Raw genomic sequence first — 19,183 nt, forward strand, 5'->3', positions numbered from 1 at the left:
CATCTACCGGGGCCGGCCCACGCCGTCCTCAGTTCACGTGGTGGCGGACTGTCGCCGAGCCGGGCTCGAAGTTGGTGTCCCCCGAGTAGGTGAGCGTGATCTCGTGGTCTCCGGCCGCGAGTGACGCGGTGCTGAGGGACGCCCGGCCGTGGCGGTCGAGCGGCGCGCTGCCCAGGACGGTCGCGCCGTCGGCGACAGACAGGGTGCCCTGCGGGGTGCCCCCGCCGGGCGGCGCGGGGCGCACGCATGCCGCGAAGGTGACTTCCTGCCCGGCAGCGGAGGGATTCGGGGACGCCGAGAGGGTGACGACGTACCCACCGGGCGTCGGTGACTGGCTGGTGATCGTGCCGTCCACGAGCAGTTCGAAGCCCATGCTCTCTGCGAAACGTCCGTTCGCGGTCTCGGGAAGGTAGCCGTTCTGGGGGGTGCCGGGAATGCCCGACGGGACCAGCACGGCGAGGATCTCCCGTGCTCCTAGCCTTGTTGTCCCCGGATCGTCGGGCTGCTTCAGGAGGTTCCAGATGCCCACCAGATCGCTGTCGGCCTGGGTCGCGTCGAGCAGGACCGGGTAGCCATGCAGGACAAGGGTCTTGCCTTCGGCCGACGCGCATCCGCTCTGGGTGGGCGCGAGACTCACCTGGCCGTCCGGGGTGATGCCGAAGGTGACGGACGACGGCGCGCCGCTCGAAATGGACCCCAGCGCGTAGCCTGCGCGGCAGTCGGCAGGTATGGCCGTCACCGAGTTCACCCGGTGGCGTGACATCGGCACTTCCAGACCGAAGAAATTGACCAGTTGCAGATCGTGGGAGAGCGCCGTGCCGTCGACGCGCACCGTGTAGGGCCGTAGCGTCAGCGTGTTGCCGCGGCCGCGGGCGAAGCCCCGGTAGGCCGGGTTCAGAGCGACAGTGCCTTCCGGGGTGACGTCGAACGTCACGTCGGCGTTGACGCCCGAACCGGCGTGAAAGCCGTAGCCCCGGGCGGGGACCACGGCGAACGGGGTGATTGCGGCGCGCCGGAACAGCGGGTGGGGGTGAGACTGCAGTTGCAGGTCGTGGGGTAGAGCCGTGCAGTCGATGTACACCATGTGGCTCCGAAGAACCAGGGTGTTCCGGAGGTCTCCGTCGACATGGGCGAAGCCGCTGTAGGCCGGGTTCACGGCCACCTGGCCTTCCTCGGTGATGTCGAACATCATGTTGACCACGCATGAGTCGGTGGCAAGGCCGTAGTTGTGGGCGGGAATCGCCGTATAGGGGGTGACTTCACCGCTCGGGATCAGGCGCGGTTCTGAAGCCGGGGCCAGTGGCCTGAGGTCCTGCTTGAGATTCCTGCAGTCGATGTAGACGGTGTGGCCGCGCACGATCAGCGTCTTCCCCTCGGGGCCGCCGATGGTGACGAACTCGGTGAAGCGTGGGTCGAGGGTCAGATGCCCGTCGGAGGAGACGCAGAAGCTCCAGTCGGTGACCACTCCCGAGCCCGGCTGGAACCCGTACCCGTCGGCGGGGATGACCGCGAGATCACGGGTTCCCCCCGTGATGAAACCGAAGAAGCTGCCGTTTGGCCCACCGGGTAGGAGCTGGTGGTCGAGTCTGCTCTGGTCGATCGTGATCGTGAATCCCCTCACGGTCAATTGGTTGGGGCCTGCCTCTGCGAAGACGGCGTCCGGTTCGAGCATGACCGTTCCGTCGGCTGACAGGCCGAAGTCGAAACCGCCGGCCGGTCCGTCGAGCCGGTAGGTCGTGCAGGGCGGCAGGCACAGCACCCCTTGGCTGTGGGCTTCGAAGCGATTTTGGGTGAGCCGCAGCTGGAGCCAGTGGTGAAGCCGCACATCCAGTTGAACGCGGATTCCCTGAACGGTCAGGCAGTGACTGCCTCGGCCCGCCAGGAAGTGGTCGAACGCCGGGGAGTAGTCCACGCTGCCGTCGGCTGCGACCGTGAAGGCGAAGTCGGCGGGCGACCGGTTGCTTCCGTCCGCACTGCACACGTGGAAGTGGCATTCCGTGGCAGCGGGCAACGCAACGGTCGGTGGTGGTGAAGCCGAGCCGTCGACCACCGCGGCGCCTGCCTCGGGGACGGTGAAGTACGGGCACGACAGTTGGGACGTGTCGATCTGGATCCGGGTGTCGGGCATCAGGTGCTTCCCTGGGGTGGGCGGAACGGTGTCCTGCCGTGGATCTCCAGACGGGGGGTGACGTTCACCCTGGTCGCAGCCCGTTCCACGATCTGGGTGACGGTGCCGTGTCCGGGCCCGAGATCGCTCGCACCGCTGTACGAGCAAGTGATGTGGTGGGTGCCGGCCACCAGGTCCGACACGGACAACGACACCTTCGTGCCGCCGGTCACCGCCGTGCCGTCGATCAGCGGCACGCGTCCCAGCCGGCGGTCGCCGTCGGTGAAGGTGACGTGTCCGTGCGGCGCGTCCGCTCCCCGGACCACCGCGGTGAGCACCAAGGGCTGGCCGAACACCGAGGGATTCGGCGCCGATTCGGCGGTGACCTCCGCGGATTTCCTGGGCGGCCCGAGGCTCGTCAGTTCCAGCGTGTCGGCGTAGAGCAGGCGCGGCGGCTGGGAGGGGCTGTCGGCGGGCAGGGTGTCGCGTTCCTGGACCAGCAGGCGGAAGTCGGCGATGTCCCGGTCCTCGGGCAGAGTGATGCTGCCGCGCCACAGGACGGCGTTGGGGACTGTGCGGTCGGGCGCGTCGGAATCGACGACGGCCTCTGAGGAGGGAACCCACGCGAGATCGCCCGTGAGCCCCGCTTGCCGCTCCTGGACGAGTACCTCAAGGGAGGCGGGGCCGCTGGACTCCGCCGTGCGCAGGTAGCTGTCGCCGGACACGACGACCCGGAGTCGTCCCGGGACGTCGGCGTCGGGGGTGACGAGGACGGACCGGTCGGCCGCCAGTTGGACGAAGTCGGCGAGGACGACCCTGGAGAGCTTGACGTCGCGGGCGGTGCCCGGCGCGTCGGGGTGGGTTTCGACCACGGAGTGCGGCTGGTAGCGGGCCAGCGCCAGGCGGACGAAGGGTTCGAACGTGGGCGGGCGGCCGGTGGTGAGCAGTTCGATGTCGCAGTACCAGAGCCGCCTGTCGGAGTCATAGGCGACGTCGTACGCGTGGGCGTGGACGCGGTTGGCCGGGTCGGGGTCCAGCTCGTCCAGGGTGAGACCCAGGGGCCCGTCCGGAGTGTCCGGTCCTCTGTCCGGTGCCCCGGAGAAGGCGAGGCCCCCCGTACTGCCGGACCGCGGTCCGTCGTAACCGCGCAGCGGGTCGTCGGCCACCCGCGTCACGTACCGGGCCAGTGGTTCCGAGGGCCGGAGGTCGCGGGGGGCGACCAGGACCGCGAGCTGCTCGCCCTCCCCCGATGAGGGACAGGATTCGTCCAGGTAGACGCGCAGGCACATGCCGTGACGGTGGCTGGCCAGCAGAGTCGTTCCGGTCTGGCGGCGCCACTCGAAGGCGGGCACCACGTAGCGGACGCGCGGCGCGGCCGGGCGGGCCGAACTGGGCACGTGGACGACGACTTCGTCCCCGGTACGGCTGACCGGCGGCAAGAAGTCCACACGTACGGTCTGCCCGTCAGGGATGCCGCTGTGGTCGCTGCGGGCGATGGTGCCGGCGGCGCAGTCGATCGTGTAGTCGCCGACGCCGCCCTCAGCCGGAGCGTATGTGGTGGTGCCGTCCGCGCTGCGGACGGTCTCCGAGTGCGGTGCGACGCCTGCCGGTTCCAGGACGGCGGCGTCCTGGCCGTGAAGGCGGAGTTCTGCGTGTCGGGCGAAGTACTCGGCGAAGCGGCTTCCCGCGACGGCTCGGTAGCGCACCACGCGGTGCAGGGTGTCCGGCAAGTAGTGCCGGGGGCACCGGTGCGGTCCGGCCACGATCGTGCCTGTGCGGGGATCGTAGTCGGCCACCACCCTGTCGCCCAAGGTGATCGGGCGGTACGCGGTGCCGTCGGTGGGGGCCGGGTCGAGGTGCAGTTCGTCAGCGGCCGACTGTGCGGTCGTCTGCTCGGTGGTGTCGCAGTCGGACGGTTCTCTCCAACTGCCGATCAGATCGACGCGGCCCGTGCTGGAGGCGTGCACGCGGAGTGTGCCGTATAGGTCGGCGGTGGTCTCTCCGATCGCCCGGGTGGCGCTCAGCGTCTCGATGGTGGGCCGGCCGAGCGGCTGCTGCACGGCATGGACGAGTACCAGGGGACGGGCCGGGGTGAGGGCCCAGTGACCACCTGCCGTGACCCACTGGGCGAGGCGGCCGGCGTCCTCGCACAAGTCCTGCAGTCCGGTCGGTGTGTCGATGCTCTCGGCCAGCTCCCCGACCTGGCGGCACATCCACTTCCAGACGCCCAGCGTCTCGAGGTCGGCGTGGTTCGGCCAGCAGCTGAGGGCGACCTGTGCCACCTCTCCCTTGGGCAGTGAGACGGTCAGGACCCTGCGTTGCGGGTCCCAGTCGGGGGGCTGCTGTCCTTCACGCAGCACGAGCCGGAACGGCTGCAGTGCCGGCCAGTTCGAGGCAGGGCCGAAGGACACCTGGATCACCGAGCCGAAACCGTCGCCGACGGGGAACTGCGTCGGCCGGTACGCGAGATGACCGGTGGCATCCGCCGTCCCGATCATGCCGTCCGGCGCACCCGGAACGTTGCGCAGCGCGGCCCCTCGGGCGAGCGGGTCCGCGAGGTAGGGCACCGTCATCTGGTCGGTCGGCGCCACCGGCACAGTCCCGTCGTGGTCGAGGTGGCCAGCGTCGCGGGCCCCGATCCACGCGTGGGTCCCGGCGTCGCCGCGCAGTCTGCCGTCTGGGCCGTCGAACGCACCATGGGTCTCGGCCAGTGCGACCGTGGTCCGCGGCGGGGCGATGTGACGGTCAGCGGTGGCAGGGGTCGGCGCACTGTCCAGAAAGACGTCGGGATTGGCGCTGCGAATGACGAGCCGGTCCGGCGTTTCACCCGGATGGGTGTCCGGCGACAGATCGGCGCGCAGGACGACGAGGGGCGAGGGAATCGGCTCGTAGCGCAGGTATGTGCGCCCTGGTGCCGCCGCGGGCAGTGCGGGCAGATCGTCGGCCTCCTCCAGGGTGCGGCTGTTGCCCGCCAGGTCGACCACGCGGGCGCGCAGCCGGTAGCCGACACCGAAGCGGAGTTTCGGCAGGGTCCCCGTGGTCGCCGTGAAGGTGGTCTGCAGCCGGAGCGCGGTGACGGAGGCGTTGTCCGGGGCGACCGGCGGCGCCGTCGGGTCGTTGCCCGTCGGCAGGGCGAGGCCGGGGCGAGGCGCCACCTGACTCCAGCCGGTCCAGCGCAGCAGGGACTCGGGCAGGTAGAGCAAGGGTGGCTCGGCGGTTTCGGCAGGTTCGGCGGGCACGCCCGCGGCGGAGAGTTGGACGAAGCCTTCGTCGTCGATCGTGCGGACCTCACCGGTCCGTTCAAGGCGGTAGGTGCCGGACCTGGCGCACAGCGAGTGCCAGCTCTCGGACTGCGAGTCCCATACGTCCACGCGGTAGCCACGTACCAGATGCTCGGCGGTGAGGACCGCTGTCTGGGGGCTGGGCCCGTCCACTCTCGCCCGGTGACCGCTGATGGCGGCCAGCCGTGCGTTCGTCGTGTCCTTGCGGTTGTCCTGAACGAGGGAGAAGCCGGCGGAGCGCAGGGCGGGGAGGGCTGCCGTCTGCGGCTGGTCGGCCGCTGCCCGCGAGACGGTCGCGTTGAGGTTGTGCCTGAGGTTCACAAGCTTGTGGGTGGCGCCGTCGACGTCGACGTCGATCAGCTCGAAGCCGTTGCTGTCCAGGTCCAGCAGGCCGTTGCGGAGGCTCGGAGAACCCGGGTCGGGATCAGGGTCGGGGGATGCGAGAAAGTCGTCTCCGTCCCATACGGCGAGGGTGGTGGGCGAGAGGTCCACAGGCGGGTCGGCCGGATCGGCCGGGGCCCGGCGCGGCAGCACACGGAGTCGCCGGGCCCCAGCCGCGGGGGGCACGTCCGCAGCGCTGACCTCCAGATCGATGACGAGACCCAGGCCGCGCATCAGTTGCGGGTAGTCGCCCAGGCACGCCACACACTCGTGGAAGTCCAGGAGCTCGGAGAGTTCACCGGGCTGCGGCAGCGGCGCGCGGGGCCTGGAGGGCCGCTTGTGGAATTCTTGGAAATCGGCGACCGCGTCGTGCGTCTGTGGACGGTCGGGCGAGTCCAGGGCGCGCAGGCGGAGGATCGGCCCGTCCGGGTTCGTCGGAGGGGGAGGATCCGGTGGCCCGTCCGGAGTGGGTGGCGGGTCGGGAGGCGATGGCGGGCCGAAGCCCTGGCCGTCCAATGCCTCCAATAGTCCTCTGCCCCTCGCGACCAGGGGCGGTGGCGATATCGGCGAGTCGAGCGCGGTAGTCGCGTAGAGCCGCTGTATCCGGTCCCGGAGGGTTCGCGCGGGGTAGGACAGGAGCTTGTGCCGTGAGTAGTCGCGGAAGTGCTCGGTGGAGCGTACGGGCGTGTCAGCCGTGAACAGGGCGTCCCAGACGGCGGGTTCCAGCTCGTTGCCGGGCTGCAGGCCGTCGGCCACGACCTGGCCGTCGAGTTCGAGCGCGAAGGTGGCCGTCCTCATGCGGGACGGCCAGTTCCGCTCGCCCGCACCGCCGAAGTCGGGGAAGACACCGAGTGTGCCGGACGTCGCTCCCGTGACAGTCAGCCGCGGCGATATCAGTACGGACAGGTGCAGCCTGCGGTCGGCGTCCGGGCCTGAGACGCCATTGGGGAGGGCGGTCCACATCACACGTTCGGGCATGGTGCATCTCGTTCAGGCGAAGGCGGAGGCGTAGGCCTGCCAGTCGGAGGCGCTGGTGACGTCGCCGAAGGGAGGATCACCGCTGCGGTCGGTGCCCCCGGCGAAGGTCCGGCGCACGGTGAGTTCCACCGACTCGCTGAAGAGGGTGAGGTCGACCTTGACCGTCAAGGTGGCCACCCCTTCCAGCCGTTCCGGGTCGGTCTCGTAGGTGAGGCCGAGGTAGAAGTCGATGGACACGTTGACGAAGCCGAGGACTTCGACCTCGCCGCTCTGGCGCTGGAAGCCGGTCACCGTGGCAGCGTCGACGGGGGGTGCGTCGTAACGGACGTAGACACCCACCATCACCGCGACCGTGCCGCTGGCGACTCCGAAGTCCAGCGCTACGGCTGCGCCTATCTCCAGGCTCGCCTCGATCGTCTCGATACCGTCCAGTCCCAGGGAAAGCGCGAAGAACCCGCCGCCGCCCAGGCCTTCCACGGTCACCAGGAATTCGTCGTTGCGGTCGCCGAAGGAGAAGCGCAGGGTCGGGCGGGCATCGGTGAAGGGCAGGTGGAGGCTCACGCCCAGTCGCACGTTCTCCAGCAGGAAGGCACCAAGGGCGATCGGCGGGAGCGCCACCGCGTACGAGGCCAGCACACCCGCGGGGCTCACCTCGAGCGCGGGTGCGCTGCCCATCCCGCTGCCGCCGACGCAGTCCCCGAGGGCGCTGAAGAAGGAGAGCTCGCGTTCGAGGTCCACGGCGTGGTCGGGCACCGCCACGCTGACGGTGGGCTTGCTGCCGTTCTCCGACCGGAAGGAGAGGGAGTCGAAGCGGATTCCCAGCACTCCGGCGAAGCTGATGCGGAAGTTCTCCAGGCTGGTATGCACGGTTGTCCTGGGGGGACCGCCCGCGGCAGCCGGCGACTGCTCCATCTGGGCATGCAGCGCGAGGGAGATGGGCGGGCCCTCGGGCAGCGGGCGCAGCAGGTCGCTCCTGCTGTCCACCTTCGGCTCCCAGTCGACGGTGGTGACCACCGAGATGGGGGTCGCACGGCTGGACATGAGCGGGAACTGCCGGGCCTCGAAGACGCTGGAGACCAGTTGGGCCAGCGGCACGCCGCCCATGAGCTTGGCGGCGCTGTCCGCGAAGAAGGTCGCGGGGTCGAACACCTGGGCTGTGAGCTGGTCCAGATCACCGCCGACGGGTCCCAGAGTCGAGGAGAGGCCTCGTACAGCCATGTTCGGCCTGGCCAGCGCCGCCCCGCGGTCGGCGGGCAGGTCGACCTCGAGCGGTGAGACGAGTTGGGCGAAAAGCCCGGCGGGGTTGGACGCCGTCATCCCCCCGTTCAGGTACGTCGGCGACGGCACGATGGTCATCGGCTGCCCGCTGCCCAGCAGCCGGTCGACCGCCGGTGCGCGCACCTGCGCCGATTCGAGAATCGGCATGAAGGCCGACTCGCCGCTGCGCGCACGGACCTTCACGTCGAAGGTCATCCCATCGGTGGTCAGGGTGGTCATCCCATCGGTGGTCAGGGTGGTCTCACGGGGCCGGCCAAGGTCCTCGGCTTCTGCATCGCCTTCGGGACGTACATAGTCGACCGGGACGCCACTGACCGCGGCGAGCCGGCCGACGGAGGCGTCTAGGGGGTCTCCTCGCCGGTAGTCGGCTTGGACGGCGGCGACCAGGGACGGGTCGCGGGCCATCTCGAGGGGCACGAAGATCAGGGCCGCCTGGAAGTCCGTGTCGTTGCCCTTGCAGTCGGTTCCGATCAGGTGGAACGGCACCGCTCCGGGCGGCGTGGCATTCATGATCCAGAACGGCTGGTCCGCCCCGTCGGGCGAGTCACCTACGCGGTCGATGTCGGGGAGCACGTGTGCTCCTGCCGGTGTGAACAGGGTGGCGATGCGGACGTCGGTGAAGGGCATCTCCCTGCCCTGGTGTTCGAAATCCTTGCCCGCGTAGTGCTGCACCGGCTCCCGGACCAGGATGAACAGCTTCTCCGTCAGCACAGCGACGGCGGATCCGCCGCTCTCCTCTATCGTGCGCTCGGTGACGCGGATGCAGGCGGCTCGGTGTCTGAACGGGAACAGCACCCCTTCCTGGGTGACCCTCACGTACTGGTCGCGTCCCTGGGTCGCCACGTGCTGCCACTCGCTGAGCGCGGCGTCGGGCCACTGGCCGCGTGCCTTGAACCAGCCTCCGCGCGCCGAGAGCATCAGCTGGTCGACCTCGATGGGACTGGCCGCGGAGAGCGCGACGATGCTCCGGCGCTGGGCGGCCGTGGGCCGCAGGTCACCCGCCAGGGCCGGCGGGATGCCGGCCGAGTCCGGCGAGTACACCGCCCGCACGTAACGGTCCGCGGTGTTCCCCTCGTCGACGGTCGGACGGCCGTCTGTCACGGCCCTGACCCCGAGGCGGGTGTGCCAGAGTTCGGTCCGCCCCGCGTGGGTGACCGGCTCGGTGGCGTGCGCCCATCCGCCGCCTGGAGGGGGCGAGAGAAGCAGGTGGTAGGGGATCTCCAACGCGGTCTCGGTCGCCTCCGGGGCGATGGGCGGCTGGTTGGCGACCGCGGCACCGTCTCTCGGCTGCCGGGCCGCGGCGCACAGGCTGGGCTCCAGTGACAGCCAGCCGAGCAGGGCTTCCAGGGTGAACGGGATCCGGTCGGCTTCCGCCGGGAGCCGGAAGGCGAGCCTGCTGGGGCCTGCGAGCTGCCCCGGTTGCGGCAGGGCGGGTACCGCCCCGTCCGGCAAGACGGGCTCGGCGGTGTGCTGCGGAGGCAGATGGACGATGACGAAAGCGTCCTGTCCGGGCTGCTCTCGGACCAGATGGCCGCCCGCGGGGCCGTCGGTGACGAGCAGGAGATTACGGAACTCGAAGGTGACGGCCAGTAGGTCCTGCGCCCGCACCACGTCCCGCGAGAACGGAGCCATGGGCTGACCTCCGTGCGGAGGGCGGTTCTGTATGGAAGCCCGGGTTCCGCTTCTGAGTCTACAGCCGTCGACGGCCGCGGCGCATCTGGGCACATCCGGGGCGAAGACGCCACTGGACGGCATCGATCAGCAGCACCTTCGGGGTCTTCCTGCCTTGCCGAGCGCACGGGCGTGCCGGTTCGGAGGAGGCCCGCCGTGACGCCATCGTGCGGCACCACAGGCAGCCCAACAGCGGCCAATTCCTCCCTCACGGCCGTGGCGAGCGCAGTACGCCGAGCCAAGACCTCGGCACCGGCAGACGCAGGCATCCATGTCACACCAGCATGCGCCCGAAGTGGATGGTGCAGGCTCGAAGGACAGAGCGGTGCGGTGCGGTAGGTCGTCCCGAGCTGCCGCTGGAACGAGCGCTGGCTGTGTCCCGCCGTCAGCAGTGCGTGCACGGCGGCATGCCGGCAGATCTCCTACACCGACGCCGACGGAGCCACCACCACCTCCTACGACCTCCTGAACCGGCCAGTCACGGTCACCGACTGCGTGCCGTCCACCACCACCTACACCTACGACACCGCGATCGACCCGCGTGGCCTGCCCACGTCGGTCACCGACTCCGTGGCCGGGACGTTCAGCGCGCGCTACGACGCCGACGGAGCTCTCACCAGCCAGACGCTGCCCGGTGGTTACTCCATGGACCAGACCGTCGACCCGACGGGAGCGACGACCAGCCGGGTCTACACCCGTACCTCCGACGGCACCGTCCTGGTTTCCGACAGTGTCACCCTGACCGTCCACGGCCAGCGAGCCACGCACACCGGCACGCCCGGCGTCACAAAACCACCCGGTACGACGCGGCGGGCCGTCTCACCCAGGTGCAGGACACCAGCACCGACGCCTACTGCACCATGCGCACCTACACCTTCGACAAGAACAGCAATCGCACGTCCCGAGCGACGGCCACCGCCGCCGTGAACGCGGACTGCACCACGACCGGCGCCACCACCACGACCTACGCCTACGACAGCGCCGACCGTCTGGTGAACTCCGGTTACGTCTACGACGCCTTCGGCCGTACCACCAGCCGGCCCGGCGTCACGCTGGCCTACTACGCCAACGACCTGATCCATCAGGAGACTTCCGGCGCCCGGCGGCAGACGTGGACCCTGGACGCCACCCTGCGCCTGCGCGGCTGGACCGCGGAGAGCAACTCCTCCGGTTCCTGGACGCAGACCGCGACCAAGGTCAACCACTACGGCTCGGACGACGACAGTCCCCGCTGGATCACCGAGGCCAGCGCCGGAACGGTCACCCGCAACATCCAGGGCTTGGACGGCACCCTCGCCGCCACCAGCACCAAGACCGGCGGCGTGATCCTGCAACTGGCCAACCTGCACGGGGACATCACCCTGCAACTCCCCGCAGACAGCTCGGTCGCGCCGACCGTCCTGGACGCCGACGAGTACGGCAACCCCCGGGCCGGCCAGCCGACCGCTCGGTACGCCTGGCTAGGTGGCAAGCAGCGGTCCGACGAGACCGAAACCGGGCTCACCCTCATGGGCATGCGGCTCTACGACCCCAGCACCAGACGCTTCCTGTCCACCGACCCGGTACGCGGCGGCAGCGCTAACGCCTATGAACAGGTGTCCTGCGCCATCGAACCTGTGAGCCGTGGACAGGGAGCGGCGCGAACGTGAGCGGCAGCGCGGGCTTGAGACTCGGCCGCGGGCGCCGGAGTGGCTGATCGAGCGGATCGCAGAGTTCGCCGCACGGCAGGGCGACGAGAGGCATCGGTCAACGCAGGAGGGGCTGTAGCCCGGGTGCTCTGGCTACAGCCCCTTCGATCAGTTCGGATCCCACCACTGCTCCTCCTTCTCCTCCTGTCGCCCTGTCCTTCAGGGCGTGCGTCGCTCTCCGCATAGAGAGAGGCGGAGCCGAAAGGGGAGGAGTCGGCGACACGAAGACAAGCATCGCTATGTAACTGGCTTCATTTCAAGCTGAGTTGCAAGCTCCGGTAAGTTTTTGACCTCGGGGTCTTCACATGTTCAGTACATCGACGACGTCCTGTGGCAGTGGAGGCCGTTGGAGCTTTTCGGCCGTTCCGGTTCGGCGTGGATGCGGATCGGGTGGCCACCGCACGCGACGAGACGCCCGGGTGACGAAGGTCGTGCCCGGCGCCGCGCCGAACCTGCCACAACCTCTGGACACCAGACCTGGCAGGAGCCCCCCGCCTTGGAGGGCGCGGACGGCGACGTGCCGTGACCGCACCCGCACAGGACCCGTCGCCTCGTCGCACGGCCCAGGCATCGGAAGGGGTCAGCGGCTGTACCACGCGGCGCTGCCAGCGTCTGCCGTGACGCCTGCCAGCGCGCCGAATCTGGCATCGCCGCGCTCACCTCGGTCGCCCTCCGCGCCTACCTGCGCGCCTGCGGGGCCGGCGAGGGCGACCGGGTCATCTCGCCGGGCAGGCTCGAGGAAGTCCTGATCCTCGCCGCGCGCGAGTGGGCCGGCCGGGAGTCGCACGGCGACGGGACCGCCGTACCCGACTGGATCACCGCCACCCACCTCATGGGTGATGGGATCGACCTCAGTCCCGACGACCTCATCTTCACTGTGGGCACCAACGACAGGGGGGCGACCTCATCGCACACACCGGCGACGGCGGCACGGCCGTCTAACAGGTCAAAAGCCACCAGGGGCGGCCCTGGCCGCCGCCGCGACCAGCTCCGGCCGCCTTGCCTCCTGACTGCTGCCGGAAAAGGGCGCGCACCTGCCGCCTGCGCGCGCCCACCATCAGAGGTGGCGGGCGCCGCCGGACGGGTAGGGCGTCTCCGTCGGCACCTCGGTGCTCCGGCCGGCCGTGATGACGGTGAGGAGGGGAAATGCGATGAGCAGCGCCACCGCCACGAGAAGCCCGCTTGCCCAGAGCGGCCCGAGGGCCCCGGCTTCGGTGCCGAGCGCGGCCGCGGCGACGATGGGGCCGACAGCGGCACCCACGTTGAGCGCCGCGGTCGCATACGAGCCGGCCATCGTGGGGGCTCCCGCGGCCTCATAGAGGACCTGTGTGATCAGCGTGCTGCCCAGCGCGAACGACAGCGCGCCCTGCACGAACACGAGGGTGAACAGGGCGGGCGGCTCGTCGGCCAGCACCGCCAGAGCCGGCCAGCCGATGAGCAGCAACGGACCGCCGACTGCGATGACCGGGCCGGGACTTCGGTCGGACAGTCGTCCGGCGACGGTGACGCCCACGAAGGAACCGGCGCCGAAGAGCACCAGAGCGACAGAGATCCACCCCTCGCCCAGCCCGGCGCTGTCGGTCACCACGGGGGCCAGGAAGGTGAGGCTGGCGAAGGTTGCCGCGTTCACCAGCGCGCCGAGCAGCATGACGAGGATCAACCGCGGCCGGGCGAGGTGCGCGAGCTCCGCTCGCAACGCCGGCCTGCCGGTCACCTCGTCCTCGTCACGTCCTGCTGGGATTCCTTTCAGGATGCCGAGAGCGGCAGGCAGGCAGAGAGCGGCGACTGCCCAGAAGGTGGCCCGCCAGCCGAGAGTCGTGCCGAGCACTGACCCGCCAGGGACACCGGCGATCGTGGCCACCGTCGTGCCCGACAGCAGGACGGCCAGCGCGCGTCCCTTCCTGTCGGGTGGGACCAGCGTGGCCGCAGTTGTCAGAGCGACGGCGAGGAACCCAGCGTTCGCGGCTGCGGCGACGACTCGGGTAGCGAACAGTACTGGGAAGCTCGTGGTGACGGCGCCCAAGGCGTGAGCTGCCGCGAAAACGAGGACGAACCCGAGAAGAGCCGGGCGCCTGGGCCAGTTGCGGGCAAGCGCGGCCACCAGGGGGGCGCCGACGATCATGCCGATCGCGAAGGCCGAGGTGAGCACGCCTGCTGTCCCGACGGTGACGTCGAAATCCGAGGCGATGTCCGGCAAGAGGCCGGCGAGCATGAACTCCGAGGTGCCCATGGCGAAGACCGCCAGGGCAAGCAGGTACAGCGAGAGAGGCATCGAGTGGCTCCGAGGTGAGGAGAGGCACGAAAGGTCATCTCGTCACCGCGGCCAGCCCCGAGCGCACACTCGTCCCACCACGGAAAGCGGCGCGACGACAGGGCTACGTACTCAGTCGTTCAGGGGCTGACGGCGTGACCGAAAGCCCCCACCTTGTCTGACTCAGGACTCGACATGCCCCGCACGCTACCCGACCGACACCCGTCGAGGCATCCTGCTTTCCCAGGCACCGGCCAACGTCACCACTGGTCATGTCGTAGCGTGTGGCCAGCCCGCGCCATCGCTTGAGTGTTAATGCATCCTTCGACCTGTTCCGCTGCTTGTGCACCTCGCGGTCGAAGGCTGGCGGGCGGCCCCCGGCTCGGCCCGGCGCTGCGACCGGCGCCCCCACGCGCACATCTGCGGCCGCCGACCGGGCCTTTCGCGCCGCGCGTCTGCCGCCCGCGGCCGGAGGTACGGCCTCACCCCGAGCAGATGCGCGAACTGTGCAGCCGGACGGGCGGTGTGGTGTCCCCCGACACCGCGGCCCGTCGCGACCACATTTAGGGGTAGCGTCCCATCGGTCCTTCGAGCGACCTCAGGACCCCCCTGGGGAAGACGTCGTGGCCGGATTCGAGGTCTGGCCGGCATCCACCCCGTTCCCGGCCCCGAAGGACGATCTCGCGCTTCACGGCGCCCCCGGCCGGAGCCAGCCTGATCCCTTCGCCCTCGTCGTCTGGTGGGGTTCCCTGCCCGTGCTGCCCGCGCAAACATGGTGTCTCCCAGGGCGGCGCGATCGCGTGGCCCGTCAGCCCCTTGGAGGGAACCGTGTTACGTCCCGCGCGACTGATCTGGGCGAACAACCTCGACCATTCCTCTGGCGTCACGCTCACCCGGGGCGGCCACTCAGAGCCCATCGACTTGAGGGAGGTGACGGCGGTCTTCCTATCCGTCGTCGTCGGCGATCTCCCGCCAGGCATGACCAACAGGCCTTCCGAAGGCCCCTGGCTCGGCGTCACCCTCCAGGTTCGTGACGCCGGCGGCACCTGGCTTCCCGCCGCGGTCCTGGAGCCCCGCTACAACGAACATGCTGGGCAGCCATGGCAGGCCGGCCCTTTCGTCTGCCATGCCTCCGTAGGACTGTTCCTTCCCGCAGGAAAGTCGCACAACGGCGACAAGACGGTGCCGATGGTCCTGCCGCCCATCGCGCGGATTCGTTGGGACGTTCGCAATTGGCATCGCGGCGCCGACCAGCCCGTGTCCTTTGGCCGGACCGTGATCTCGCTGTACGGGCGCTGACCGACCCGCCCTCCGCGCAGTCACCGGACGCCGCGCATGGGAGACCGTCACCAGCATCTCCGTGCTGCTGAGCCAGCTGGGCATCGCCCTGGGAGCCGCGCTCGGCCTACGCAGCAACCTCCGTGCCGCACCGAACTCCCACCGACATCCACCGCGCCAGCAGCCTCTGACGGGAGGCCCCTTACCCGCTTGCCCCGGATATCACCGTATCTGCGAAGGCGCTGGGTCAGCACAAGGGGCGAGATATCAATTGAAGATCTCCTGGCTATCAGGGAGTGAAGGCCGTTGCTGCAGGGTCAGCCACAGCTCGGACTCGGGCAGACACCCGTGCCAGGCCACTCATCGCTGTGCCGATGACCGCGGGGCGCGTGTCGCAAGGGAGTTGTGCTCCCGCAAGACGGCCAGTCGGCGCCTGTACTCGTCCTCGTCGATCTCACCGCCTGCGAATCGCTCAGCGAGGAGCTGCTCGGCGGTCGCCCCGGAATCCCGTCCTTCTCCATCCGCGGCGGCACGCTTCACCGCGCGGAAGAGGAGGACGCCGCCCGCGATCAGCAGGGCCCAGAACACCACCATGCTCAGTGACATGACGAACCAGCCCCAGCCGGTCATGTCATGGGCATTCCAGTACAGCATCCTCAATCACTCCCTCGAATTGCCGGTCCCGCGACTGACAGCGATCGGGTCCGAGCTGTCACTCGTGCGGCACCAGCGCGACCGGGCAGCCCACGTGGTGGATCAACGCGTGGGCGACGTGTCCGGTGCGTGGGCCGGCCGCGGCGTGGCGCCGGCGGCTGCCCACCACCAGCAGGCCCGCGCCGCCCGCAGCGCGGGCGAGGACGCGTGCCGGCCGCCCCTCATGGAGGTTCTCCTTGACGACGACGGCGGGGTATTTGTTGCGCCAGGGTTCGAGCAACTTCCCCAGCTCGCGTTCCGACTCGGTCCTGATCCGTGTGCGTTCTTCGGCATCAGGGAGACCGCGCGAGAACGGTACGTGCCAGGCGTGCACAGCCCGCAGCGGCGCTCGACGCAGGTCGGCGGCTTGGAACGCGAAGTCGAGGACCTCGTCGCATGCACCGTCGACATCCACGGCGACCGCGACATCGCGGAAGGGGGTGTGAAGCGAGGGCTTCCCGTCACTGTCCGGCAGATGTTCGTTCTCCGCGGTCGCGCCCGCTCGTACGAGAACGATCGGCCGCTCGATGCGGGCGACGGTGGCCATGGCGACGGAACCCGAGACGAAGCCGCCCAAGCCGCTGGGCCCTTGGCTGCCGATGACCAGCAGGTCGGCGTTCTCGGCCTCGGCGAGCAAGGCGGGGACGGGCAGCCTGCACACCTGCTCTGCGGTGACGGACAGGTGCGGGTAGCGCTCGCCGACCCGGTCGAGTGCTGTGCGCAGTACCTGACGGGCATGGAGCTGAGGGGCCCTCAGCTCCGGCAGCGCCGCTTCAGTGGCTGCTTCCGGCAGACCTACCTCCCACGCGTGTACGAGCCGGAGCGGCCGCCCGCGGCGCATGGCTTCCCTGGCCGCCCACTCGGCTGCGGCGAGGCCCTCAGGCGTGCCGTCCACACCGGCCACAACTTGCGTGATCACGGCCATCACCTTCCTGATCGCCTTGTACGGGTGCGGGCCATGTAGACGGGGGCCCCGCACGTGTCACGCGTAGGTGCCCTGCCCACCAGGCAGCCGATGGGCTGCACCGTGACTGACACGGCCATAGAGGTCGGTCGCTCCTGATACCAGCGTCATGCCGTGATGATGCGAAGGGGAGGGGCCACACGGCCCGATCGGAGGCCATGCGTCCCACATGAAGGTCTTTCGCGGATACCGCGGAGGCAGCGGACGGCGTGGCCGTCAGTCGGGCAGCAGAAGCCGGCACGTCTCCCCCGGCTGGATGCTCACCGCCCGGTCGGACAGCTGGACGTCGATCGGTGGGAGGTCGGACGGCGGTACGGTGATCTGCAGGAGGCCGCGGGCCAGTCGCAGCCGTATGCCCCAGTGGTTCTGGTACCGGATCGAGAAGCCGTACGACGACAGCTCCGGCATGGGTACCGGGTCCAGCCACAACGCCCCGGCGCGCGTGTCCAGGCCGGTCAGTCCCCGTTGGACCAGGTCGAGTGTGCCGGCCATGGCTCCCAGGTGGATTCCCTCACCGGTGGTGCCGCCCTGGACATCGGCGATGTCTCCGCGCAACGCCTCGTGACAGAACGTCCACGCCTCGGCGCGGCGGGCGCGGGCCAGGATCCAGCCGTGCACCAGGCCGCTGAGGGTGGAGCCGTGGCTGGTGCGGTCAAGGTAGTAGTCGACGGTGCGCCGCCACGTCTCGGCGTCCAGCCCGTAGCCCAGTCGACCGAACAGGGCGTGAAGTTCTGTCGGCGTGAAGAGATAGCCGAGCATCAGCGCATCGGCCTGTTTCGACGCCTTGTAGCGGTTGACGGTGTCGCCCTCCGCCTCCAGGATCCGGTCCAGCCTCCGGATGTCGTCGTACCGCTTTCGGTAGTCGTCCCAGTTCAGTTCTGCGAGATCCCCGTAGCCGTGGAACTGGCTGATGACGCCGTCGTGGAAGGGCACGTAGAGGGTGCGGGAGATGTGGTCCCACTGTCCGAGTTCTGCGTCGTCCAGGCCGGTCCGTTCGGCGAGTTCACGGCGGCGGGGCTCGGGCAAGGCGCGCAGCACCTCCAGGGTGCGGGCGAGCACCCAGGCGGCCGTGACGTTGGTGTAGGCGTTGTCGTCCAGGCCTGGTGTGGTGGCGTCCGGGTAGGCCTCGTGGTACTCGTCGGGCCCGACCACACCCCGGATGCGGTGCCGTCCCAGGTTCTCGTCCCAGGTGGCCGAGTCGGCCCAGAACCGGGCGATCTGCAGCAGCATCTCGGCGCCTTTTGTGTGCAGAAACTCGGCGTCCCCGCTGGCCTCGCAGTACTGCCACACGTTGTACGCGATCGCCGACCCGACGTGATGCTGGAGATGGGAGTGGTCGGGCAGCCAGCGGCCCGAGCGGGGGTTGAGGTGCAGCCGCTGTGTCTCCTCACGTCCGTCGCTGCCGCTCTGCCACGGGTACAGCGCGCCCCGGCGGCCGATCGCGCGGGCCGCGGCGCGGGCCCGGTCCAGGCGTCGGTGGCGGTAGCGCAGCAGGGCTCGGGACACCTCCGGGAAGTGGAGGTTGAGATACGGCAGCACGAACACTTCGTCCCAGAAGACATGGCCGCGGTAGGCCTCGCCGTGGAGTCCGCGGGCGGGCACGCCGACGTCCAGGTCCGCCGTGTGCGGGGAGAGGGTCTGCAGCACGTGGAAGAGGTGCAGGCGCAGGATGTGGCCGGCTTCCCCGGCCACGTCGAGTTCGGCACGGCGCCACAGCTGGCCCCAGGCCGTGCGGTGCGAGGCAAGCAGGTCGTCGATACCGGGCGCCGCGCTCAGCCGGTCGATGGCTGCCTGCAGCGGGTCGCTGATCGCAGGGTCTCGGGACGTGTGCACGGCGACGGCCTTGTCGGCTATGGCGGTCCGGGCGCGGCTGAGGGACAGCTTGAGGGTCTGCACCGCGCGCGATTCCCCGGGCTGGTCCGCGACCGGCGCCGGGGCCGTGAGCCGGGCGGTCATGCCGATCTGAATGTCCGAGGTGCGAGTACGACAGCGCAGCCACACCGCGCCGGGTACGGCCGTGCCGGTGTGCACATGGGTCAGATGGCATCCGTCCAGCTCTCGGTAGCGGGGCACACCGGCGTTGGTGACGCCGCCGTCGAGCGCGGCTTCGACCTCGAGTTCCCCGGCGAAGTTCTCGGCGGTGAACTCGGTGCGCAAGGCCGCCAGGTGCGGGTCGGCCATGTGCACCAATCGCTGCTGCCGCACGGACAGCACCCGGCCCTCGCCGAGCGCGTACCGGGTGTGGCGCTCCAGCAGCCCGGCGTCCAGGTGGAGAAGCTGACGGTGCTCGAGCACGGTCGCCGTCTCCGGCGTCAGCCACTCCCCCTCCGCGAGGCGGAACCGCAGCGGCAGCCAGTTGGGGAGGTTGACCATGTCCTCGTTCTCGACCCGGCGCCCAGCGACTTCCGAGGTGAGCCGGTTGTAGCAGCCCGCCACGTACGTGCCCGGATAGTGCACGTCGTCGGCATCACACTCGGGCAGCGCTCCACGAGTGGCGAGATAGCCGTTGCCCAGGGTGCACAGGGACTCTCTCAGCCGCTCGTCTGCGGGGCGGTAGCCCGCGTACTCCCAGGTCCCGTTCGTCACGAGGCTGTCTCCCCTTCGAGCCGTTCG

At 69.8% G+C, this 19,183-nt stretch carries 8 protein-coding genes and 1 pseudogene; 2 read left to right on the top strand and 7 right to left on the bottom strand.

Annotated elements, in window-relative coordinates:
• Positions 1–28: 28 nt before the first annotated feature.
• Genes IE308_RS00310 through IE308_RS00320 form a run of 3 tightly spaced genes read right to left on the bottom strand, consistent with a single transcriptional unit; the run spans position 29 to position 9,657 of the window.
• Positions 29–2,128 (bottom strand): Ig-like domain-containing protein, encoded by a 2,100-nt coding sequence (locus IE308_RS00310; protein WP_190216050.1) that lies wholly within the window; start codon positions 2,126–2,128, stop codon positions 29–31.
• Positions 2,128–6,747: an Ig-like domain-containing protein gene (locus IE308_RS00315; RefSeq protein ID WP_190216051.1), complete on the bottom strand. Its 4,620-nt coding sequence runs from the start codon at positions 6,745–6,747 to the stop codon at positions 2,128–2,130. The genes IE308_RS00310 and IE308_RS00315 overlap by 1 nt, the downstream gene beginning before the upstream one ends.
• A gap of 12 nt (positions 6,748–6,759) precedes the next feature.
• On the bottom strand, positions 6,760–9,657 hold the full coding sequence (locus IE308_RS00320; protein WP_190216052.1) for a thioesterase domain-containing protein: 2,898 nt from the start codon (positions 9,655–9,657) through the stop codon (positions 6,760–6,762).
• A 450-nt stretch (positions 9,658–10,107) separates the two neighbouring features.
• Here IE308_RS00320 and IE308_RS00325 point away from each other — a divergent pair.
• A pseudogene (locus IE308_RS00325) lies at positions 10,108–11,297 on the top strand (RHS repeat-associated core domain-containing protein); the annotation flags it as partial.
• Positions 11,298–12,441: 1,144 nt separating this feature from the next.
• Here the strand turns inward: IE308_RS00325 and IE308_RS00330 are convergent.
• Complete coding sequence (locus tag IE308_RS00330; protein ID WP_190216053.1) at positions 12,442–13,656, bottom strand: Cmx/CmrA family chloramphenicol efflux MFS transporter; 1,215 nt, start codon at positions 13,654–13,656, stop codon at positions 12,442–12,444.
• Between the two features lie 807 nt (positions 13,657–14,463).
• Here IE308_RS00330 and IE308_RS00335 point away from each other — a divergent pair.
• Entirely contained in the window at positions 14,464–14,934 is a 471-nt protein-coding gene (locus tag IE308_RS00335) for a hypothetical protein (RefSeq protein WP_190216054.1), read from the top strand.
• Positions 14,935–15,273: 339 nt separating this feature from the next.
• Here the strand turns inward: IE308_RS00335 and IE308_RS00340 are convergent, their stop codons facing one another.
• From IE308_RS00340 to IE308_RS00350, 3 genes are all read right to left on the bottom strand, one after another.
• Positions 15,274–15,567 (bottom strand): SHOCT domain-containing protein, encoded by a 294-nt coding sequence (locus IE308_RS00340; RefSeq protein ID WP_190216055.1) that lies wholly within the window; start codon positions 15,565–15,567, stop codon positions 15,274–15,276.
• A gap of 58 nt (positions 15,568–15,625) precedes the next feature.
• Positions 15,626–16,531, bottom strand: coding sequence for a universal stress protein (locus IE308_RS00345; protein WP_229908632.1), 906 nt, complete (start codon positions 16,529–16,531; stop codon positions 15,626–15,628).
• 255 nt (positions 16,532–16,786) lie between these two features.
• Positions 16,787–19,156 (bottom strand): glycoside hydrolase family 65 protein, encoded by a 2,370-nt coding sequence (locus IE308_RS00350; RefSeq protein ID WP_190216056.1) that lies wholly within the window; start codon positions 19,154–19,156, stop codon positions 16,787–16,789.
• Positions 19,157–19,183: the final 27 nt, after the last annotated feature.

The sequence above is a fragment of the Streptomyces griseosporeus genome (assembly GCF_014656055.1).
Taxonomy (GTDB): domain Bacteria; phylum Actinomycetota; class Actinomycetes; order Streptomycetales; family Streptomycetaceae; genus Streptomyces; species Streptomyces griseosporeus.